Annotated in this window: 2 protein-coding genes; both read left to right on the top strand. The window is 52.1% G+C overall.

What is annotated here, in order from left to right:
* Positions 1 to 2,856 (top strand): TipJ family phage tail tip protein (locus Xkoz_RS18845; protein ID WP_099143471.1); only part of this gene is annotated, 2,856 nt, incomplete at its 5' end.
* Entirely contained in the window at positions 2,853 to 3,905 is a 1,053-nt protein-coding gene (locus tag Xkoz_RS18840; RefSeq protein WP_099143470.1) for a hypothetical protein, read from the top strand. The genes Xkoz_RS18845 and Xkoz_RS18840, both read left to right, overlap by 4 nt.
* Positions 3,906 to 3,976: the final 71 nt, after the last annotated feature.

Below are 3,976 nucleotides of genomic sequence, written 5' to 3'. Positions count from 1 at the left end.
CGCATTGATTATGTGATAGAGGTGGCAACGGATGGCGGGGCGTATCAAGAAGTGTTGCGTACCGCCGCTGATGGCAAGACAACCACCAAATATGAACGCTCCCACCGGGTGGATTTACCCAAAGCCCATTCCGGTTGGCAGGTTCGCGTACGTCGTTTAACCCCGAAACAGACCAGTAACCGGATTGCCGATGCGATGGTGGTGGAAGCCATTACGGAAGTGATTGACGCCAAATTGAGTTACCCCGAAACCGCCCTGTTATTCGTGCAGTTTGATGCTAAACAGTTCCGCAATATCCCCCAGATATCGTGCGAGCCGAAGATGCGCATTATCCGCATTCCGGCCAACTATGACCCTGAAAGCCGCCATTATTCCGGTGTCTGGGACGGGTCATTTAAATGGGCATGGACAGACAACCCCGCGTGGGTGCTGTATGACCTGATGATTAATGATCGGTTCAGCATCGGCGCACGGGTGAAAGCCGAAAACCTGAGTCTGGCAAAATGGGATTTGTATCGCATAGCGCAATACTGTGATCAGCCTGTCCCCGATGGGAAAGGGGGTATGGAGCCGCGCCACACCTGCAATGTCTATATCCAGTCACAGGAAGATGCCTGGACAGTATTACGGGATATCGCCGGCATCTTTCAGGGAATGACGTACTGGGCTAACAACAACATGAATGTGCTGGCGGATATGCCACGTGACGTGGATTACCTCTATACCCGCGCCAATGTGCGTGACGGTAAATTTACCTATGCCAGTTCCAGCGAAAAAACCCATTATTCGACGGCTATGGTGAGCTGGTCAGATCCACAGAATGGGTATCAGGATGCGGTCGAGCCTGTCTTCGATAACCGATTAATTCGCCGTTTTCAGGTCAGACAGGCCGATGTGACCGCGATTGGCTGTACCCGACAGAGTGAGGCGATACGGCGCGGGAAATGGGTGCTGCATACCAATGAATATGACCGGATGGTGTCGTTCACGGTGGGATTGGACGGCAAGATCCCCTTGCCCGGTTACATTATCGGCGTGGCGGATGAAATGTTTTCCGGTCGCGTACTGGGTGGACGTATCAGTGTCGTTGATGGCCGCAATATCACGCTGGACAGAACCTCGTCTGCAAAAGTGGGCGAGCGGTTAATCCTGAATCTGCCATCGGGTAAGGCGGAAGGGCGGACTATTCAGGCGGTAAACGGACAGACTGTCACCGTGACGACGACCTATTCAGAAACCCCCTCCCCCGAATGTGTCTGGGCGATAGATGCAACAGATTTAGCCATTCAGCAATTCAGGGTGACGGGCATTAAAGAGGGTGAGGACGGGGTGTCATTCGATATCACCGCCGTTGAGCATAATCCCGATAAATATGATCATATCGACACCGGCACCCGAATAGACGAGCGTCCGATTTCGGTTATTCCGCCCGGTGTTCAACTGCCACCGAAAAATGTCGCTATCAGCAGTTATTCTGTGGTAAATCAGGGAGTTGCGGTCACGACACTGAGGGTGACATGGGAAGCGACTGCCAATGCCATTGCGTATGAATCTGAATGGCGGCGTGATAACGGCAACTGGATATCAGCACCCCGAACCGCTACACAGGGCTTTGAAATCCCCAATATCTACGCTGGCCGCTATCAGGCGCGGGTACGGGCGATTAATGCCGCGGAAATATCCAGTCTCTGGGCGAATGCTACGGAAACCTACCTGAAAGGCAAAGAGGGCAGCCCACCCGTGCCGCTCGCATTTCGCACCACACCGATTATCTTCGGTATCCAACTGGATTGGGGCTTTGCCGCCCAGACCGACGACACCCTGAAAACAGAGATCCAGTACAGTCGGACAAACGACGGTGAGGGGTTAATGCTGCTGGCCGATATTCCCTACCCGCAACGGACGCACACGATGCAGGGACTGGCGGCGGGGGTGGTATTCTGGTTCCGCGCCCGGCTGGTGGACAAATCCGGCAATCAATCCCCGTGGACGGAATTCGTCAGGGGGGCGTCATCCGATGATGCCAGTTGGATTATTGATGTCGCGGGTGACCAGTTCATGGCGGCAGAGGCGGGAAAACGGTTGCAGTCTGATGTTGACTGGAACACGGAATCGGCTCTTATCCTCGCGGGTGCGCAACAGGAACTCTCCAGAGAGCTGTTGGCGCGTGACGGGGATAGCAAGGCGCAGATCCGGGAAATATGGCAGGTTCGGGCAACGGATAATGAGGCATGGGCGCAGCAATATTCGGAGTTGCGTACCAATATCGGGGGCATTGCGGCGGATGTGATCACGAATAAGCAGGCGATTTCCAGCACGCATGAAGCGGTTGCTAAATCGGAACAGCAAGTTCAGGCAAAATTCAAAGAACAATCCGCCATGATCAACAGCAAAATGCAGGCCGAATTTAACCAGAATGGCAACGGTTATGCCATCCATAGCGTGAATATCACCATTAAGCACAATGGCCGGGATTATAACGCGGCGGGCATGGTGATCAGTGGTGAAGTCAAAAACGGCAATCTGGAATCCTATATCGGATTTTCAGCCAACAACTTTGCGTTCTATAACCCCGCCAATGGCCGACTGGAGCCGTTTATGGTGGTCAAAAACGGGCAGTTGTTTGTTCGGGATGCCTTTATTGATATGGCAAATATCAGCCGGCTATTGGTTGGGTTAGATATTAAGTCCACGAATTACATCCCCAATCGGCAGGGCTTTCGGATTGATGCCAAGAGTGGTTTTCTGGAAATTAACGGCAACGGGAATGGCTATCGTACCCAGTTCAAAGATACCGGCCTGTACGTATTCAACAGTAACGGCGTTGCCATCATTGAGTTGGGGGTCTTTTTATGAGTATTGTAGGGCTAAAAATCGTTAATCCTCATGATGGAACGAGTTTTATTTTTAATGAGAAAACATCCCCTGCCAGTCTGGTATGGACCGACTATGTTTCCAAAAATACGCCGGGGATTCATCAAAGCCCGACCGACTGGCGGTATTATGAATGGGAGTGTCAAATCAAAATCCCGGCGGGCTATCAGGCGCATGTCTATCCCGTCGGGTTCACAGAATTTCACCAGGGTCGCTCAGGAAATGGATTTAGGTTGACGGGATTTTCTGAGCAAATCCGGTTTTCCCAGAATGGGGAAAGCATTATCATTGATGGACTGAGTTTAGATAATTTTTTCGATAACTGGCTCACGGAGCTGATAAAAATCATCGCGTACCCGCAGACATCGGGCGGTCAGGCGGGATTGAAAATATTAAACAACAGTAATTTTAATAACAGCGTCCCGCCGGCCGGATTTGGTTATGTTTCCCATAAAGCCCGCGTGTATATACAAGGCCGATTTGATCCGGCGTCAATAGACCCCAGACTCAATTACGGTAATTGTCTGATGTTTTTTTATAATGAAGACCCGACGTGTATGCTGGTTCATCAAAACGGCTATTATAGTTGCAGTAGGCACGACGGAGGTGATAGGGCGGGGTGGTATCGGGTCGTGATCTTTTCTGACATCGGCGTCAGGGAAAGACTAGAAGGACCGGGCTATGGACTCAAGCTCAGAAACCGGGACGGGGCTGTCACGTTTAGCTCCGGCGTCGGGGTGCTGACCAAGCCCGTGAGCCTGAATGTCAGCAACAGAGGGCTGGGCGACATCATCCCCACGCCGGGTATCCGGTATCCGATGTTGGTGCCGGCGTGGATAGGGCATCACCTGTGGATGGAAGGGAGCACCGCCTATAGCCGGAATTTGTCTCTGACCAGCTATGGGGAGGGGGCATTATTTGTTGGTTCAGGCGACCGCACATACTGGAAAGCGAGCCAGTGGGGAACGACCAATTATACAACCAAACAGCCTATCCTTATCCTCGACGCCGCCGATTACTTCAATTTTTAATCTTTCAGGACTCACACCATGTACTACTCACAAGGCACGATTTCCACCGTGTCCGGCTCGGCTATTGTCCG

Origin of the sequence: Xenorhabdus kozodoii, assembly GCF_002632875.1 — a bacterium.
Lineage (GTDB): Bacteria > Pseudomonadota > Gammaproteobacteria > Enterobacterales > Enterobacteriaceae > Xenorhabdus > Xenorhabdus kozodoii.
This window is presented reverse-complemented; position numbering and strand designations above follow the sequence as displayed.